Genomic DNA, 4224 nt, shown 5'->3' on the forward strand with positions numbered 1-4224 from the left:
ATGTCCGGTTCTGAAGGAGAGGTGCGCCGTAGCAATACGGACATCGACTCTAACTGGGGTGTAGAGGAAAGAGACAGCCCCAACAACCATAGGGTTTCAAGCCCCGACCAACGCCGTCTTCCCTACCCCCTACCCCAACACCCTTCTTCTTGACCCCATCAAGAACTGCTCTACAAAAAATCCAAAATCGTTCGACGGCTCGACTGAGCGCTCGCCGAACGTCTGAACGCTAACGACAAGTCCAAAATCCAAAATCGTTATGACTCAAATTAATGGGAATCGCCTCAACAGCAATCATAAAAACGGCAATAATAAAAATGGAGTCAAGCAAGATTCACCAATACTTACAAAACAACAGAAAGCTGCTCAACAGTCTTTAATCAACTCAAGTACTCAAGAATTTGAGCAATCTATTGTCTTGCGCCAATCTCCGATTTGGTCGCGGACAATTATGGTGACTCTAATGGCGCTAGCCTGCTTTGGGATTGCTTGGGCTTATTTTGCCAAAATTGAGCAAGTTGTGCCAGCCACAGGGCAATTAAAACCGGAAGGAACAGTCAAAGAAATTCAAGCTCCTGTTAGTGGAGTGGTCAAAACCGTTAATGTTAAAGATGGACAAGACGTAAAGCCAGGAGATTTACTGCTGACTTTTGATTCCATCGCTTCTGTTGCTGAATTAAATTCTTTGAATAAAATCCGCAATGCATTAATTAAAGAAAACCAGATTTATCGCCAATTGATGGGGGCAAGTAGCGCCACGGACTCAGAACTGTTATTTATGCGTGGAAATTTGCCGCCAGAAACTGCTTTTCTACTGAAAAGTCGGGCAGCCTTGGTATCAGAAAATGATTTCTTGCGGACTCAATTAAAAAACTCTGGTCAAGATTCTAGATTGGGAATTGATGAACAGCAACGTCTACAAGTTGCCAAAAGAGAATTAGATTCTCGCTATGCTGCGGCAGAGTTAGAAGTAGAAAAAATTAAAAAACAACTTTCCCAAAACCAAGTCAAACTAGAAGATACTAAAGCAGGTTTAGCAATTCAACAGCAGATTTTAGATAAACTGAAAATATTAGCAGAAGAAGGCGGTATTTCTCAGCTTCAATATCTAAATCAACAACAACAAGTACAAACCCTTGCAGCGGAAGTAGCACAACTAGGTGAAGAACAGAAACGTCTCCAGTTTGATATTCAAAAAGGGCGGCAAGAGCTAAGTAATACGGTAGCTGTTTCTGATAAAAACATTTTAGACAATATAGCTAATAACAAAACACGCATTGCCGAAATTGATAGTCAATTCACGAAAGTTCTCCTAGAAAATGAACAGCGTTTGGCAGATGTTAATAGTAAAATTTCTCAAGCACAGTTAAATGTTAAATATCAAGAACTCCGTGCGCCTGTAGCTGGAACAGTTTTCGATTTACAAGCAAAAAACCCTGGATTTGTAGCGAATCCGACTACAAAACTGCTGCAAATTGTCCCAAATGAAAACTATATAGCTGAAGTTTTCATCACTAACAAAGATATTGGTTTTGTGCGGAAAGGCATGAAGGTAGATGTTAGAATCGACTCCTTTCCTTACAGCGAGTTTGGCGATATTAAAGGGGAAGTAGCTGGGATAGGGTCAGACGCATTACCGCCAGACCAAACACATCAGTTTTATAGATTTCCGGCAAAAGTTTCATTGGATAAACAAACCTTAATGATTAGGGGTCAAAACGTCAACTTACAATCGGGTATGTCCATCAGTGCCAATATAAAAGTACGTGAAGAACGGACTGTGCTTAGTTTATTCACTGAGTTGTTTACCAAGCAAATTGATACTCTTAAAGAGGTTCGTTAATTTATCAAGAAAGGCAGGAGGCAGGAGGCAGAAGGAATCCCGGATTTCTCACCACACCCCTCAAAGCCTGCGCTTGTGCATGGGAGCAGGGGAGAGTTCAATGTGCCTTGTTCTTTCCCCTCTGCCCCTCTGCCCCGAATGGCACGCTTGATAACGGCAAACCCACTATATATCAGGCTTTTGGGTGTCGGGTGTCGGGTGTTGGGTGTAGTGAGGAAAAAATTTATTTCTATCCCCACTCATATTTACTTTTCTTGATCTTTCCCTACACCCAACACCCTACCCCCAACACCCAGCCCAGACGAGCTTTCAGTTTTTCTTAGTGCCATTCCCCTCTGCCCCTCTGCCCTCTGCCCTCTGCCTTCTTCAAGCGGACATGATGATAGAGCGATCGCTGTCTGTAGAAGAATCTGTCTTCTATCTTTCAGACAGCGATCGCAAAACGCCTAACTTAGTCGCCCGATATTTAATTGCTCTAGGCTAATGCCGCTACCTTCTCTAGCAAGCCCTGAAACAGCCTTAAGCCATCATTTCCCCCCAGCATCGCGTCAGACGCTCTTTCTGGGTGCGGCATCATCCCTAAAACATTGCCCTGGCGATCGCAAATTCCGGCAATATTGTTCAGTGAACCGTTGGGATTTTCGCCTTCATAGCGGAACAGGACTTGCCCGTTATCTTCAATTTCTGCCAGAGTGGCTTTATCAGCGTAGAATCGCCCTTCTCCGTGGGCAATAGGCAAAGTGATAACTTCACCATTGCTATAAGCTTGTGTCCAAGGGAAATCACTACGCTCAACTTTCACGAGAGCGCGATCGCAAATAAAATGCAAATCCCGATTTCTAGTCAATATCCCTGGCAAAAGTCCAGCTTCAGTTAATACCTGAAAACCATTACAAATACCGAGGACAAACTTACCCTTTCGGGCGTGTTCAACAACCTGCTGCATCACGGGTGAAAAACGGGCGATCGCACCGCAGCGTAAATAATCCCCGTAACTAAAGCCACCAGGGATGATCACGACATCCAAATCAGCAATATCCGTTTCTTGATGCCAAACCATGCGAGTCGGTTGCCCCAGCAAGTCTCTGGTTACATAAGCAACATCGCGATCGCAATTAGAACCGGGAAAAACAACAACACCGAATTTCATGATTAGTCAATGGGAGTGGGGAGTGGGGAGTGGGGATCAGGGGAGGCAGGGGGAGCAGGGGGAGCAGGGGAGGCAGGGGGAGATGAGGGAACAAGGAGAATAACCATGCCCCATGCCCAATGCCCAATGCCCCATGCCCAATGCCCAATGCCCCATGCCCAGTCTCTAAAAAACCCCAGTTTGAGTTTCGACTTCAATCAACTCAAAGCGATAATTTTCAATCACAGGATTTGATAGCATTTGGTCACAAATGCGATCGAGGTCTTGACGCGCTTTCTTCTCATCAGACGAGGTAATGGTGAGTTCAATGTACTTACCAATCCGCACCTGGTCAACGTTCTCGTATCCCAGTTGCTTAAGACCGGATTGTACAGCCACACCAGCAGGGTCTAAAACTGAAGGACGAAGGGTCACGAAAATTTTGGCTAGATACTTGGTTTGCACGGGCTTTTTCTGAATGCTGCGATCGCTATACTATAACTTTCTGTTCCAACTGAGTGAAAATAAGATTACGAAGCGGTTAAAGTTAATTGATCAATTAGCCCATCTAACAGCTTCAACTACAGTGGCATATTAAAATAATTGTCTATGAGAGCCATACGCACCCGCAGTCAAGAGCGTATTTTCAACCTACTGAAAACCATCAAAAAAGGCATTTCCGCCCAGGATATTTACGTAGAACTACGTAACACCAATCAGAGCATGGGTTTAGCGACAGTTTACCGCTCCCTAGAAGCCTTAAAACTCGAAGGCATGGTACAAGTGCGGAATTTGGCTAACGGTGAAGCCCTCTATAGCCTAGCGCAGCAAGACAAACACCACCTTACTTGTTTGCAATGCGGTGTTTCAATTCCGATTAATCAATGCCCCGTTCATGACTTAGAAGACCAGTTAGAATCCAGCCATAAGTTTAAAGTTTTTTACCACACCCTAGAGTTTTTTGGGTTGTGCAGCGAATGCCAAGTAAACCAAGCTACTGAGATTGGTCAATAATCATACCAATTTTATATGGTGCTGCACTTTATTCTCCTACAAACTAAAGCCTGTGGCTACCAGAACATAGAAGCAAATCGGCTTCCCACAGGGGAGCCGGCTTAGACGGCTAATGATATGAATTTTCATAAATAAATGGTGTGAGCAGGAAATTTTCTTTGCTCTTCAAGCTTAACTACAGGAGTAAGCTAATCGGCATTTAAGCTGCATAATATAAATGCAGAGTCGGTTGAAAATA

Annotated in this window: 5 protein-coding genes; 3 read left to right on the top strand and 2 right to left on the bottom strand. The window is 44.1% G+C overall.

Translation table 11 applies throughout. From position 1 onward, the window contains the following. The first annotated feature begins 259 nt into the window (after positions 1–259). Entirely contained in the window at positions 260–1843 is a 1584-nt protein-coding gene (locus VB740_RS17350) for an HlyD family efflux transporter periplasmic adaptor subunit (RefSeq protein ID WP_323201207.1), read from the top strand. A gap of 322 nt (positions 1844–2165) precedes the next feature. After that, positions 2166–2327, top strand: a complete 162-nt coding sequence (locus tag VB740_RS17355) for a hypothetical protein (protein WP_323201208.1) — start codon at positions 2166–2168, stop codon at positions 2325–2327. Here VB740_RS17355 and purQ read toward each other — a convergent pair. Next, complete coding sequence (purQ, locus tag VB740_RS17360) at positions 2319–2993, bottom strand: phosphoribosylformylglycinamidine synthase subunit PurQ (RefSeq protein ID WP_323201209.1); 675 nt, start codon at positions 2991–2993, stop codon at positions 2319–2321. The genes VB740_RS17355 and purQ overlap by 9 nt on opposite strands. A 165-nt stretch (positions 2994–3158) precedes the next feature. Beyond that, positions 3159–3437, bottom strand: coding sequence for a phosphoribosylformylglycinamidine synthase subunit PurS (gene purS / locus VB740_RS17365; protein WP_323201210.1), 279 nt, complete (start codon positions 3435–3437; stop codon positions 3159–3161). 144 nt (positions 3438–3581) lie between these two features. Between purS and VB740_RS17370 the strand changes: the two genes are divergently transcribed. After that, the gene (locus VB740_RS17370) at positions 3582–3986 is read left to right on the top strand and encodes a Fur family transcriptional regulator (protein WP_323201211.1); all 405 of its coding nucleotides are present in this window, start codon (positions 3582–3584) and stop codon (positions 3984–3986) included. Positions 3987–4224 lie beyond the last annotated feature (238 nt).

This window comes from Nostoc sp. UHCC 0251 (assembly GCF_034932245.1).
In the GTDB taxonomy this organism is placed as follows: Bacteria; Cyanobacteriota; Cyanobacteriia; order Cyanobacteriales; family Nostocaceae; genus Nostoc.

Bases quoted from the DNA above. Each gene is read 5' to 3' on its own strand.
- VB740_RS17350 (WP_323201207.1), top strand. From the start codon at position 260: ATGACTCAAATTAATGGGAATCGCCTCAACAGCAATCATAAAAACGGC.
- purQ (WP_323201209.1), bottom strand. From the start codon at position 2,993: ATGAAATTCGGTGTTGTTGTTTTTCCCGGTTCTAATTGCGATCGCGAT.
- VB740_RS17370 (WP_323201211.1), top strand. From the start codon at position 3,582: ATGAGAGCCATACGCACCCGCAGTCAAGAGCGTATTTTCAACCTACTG.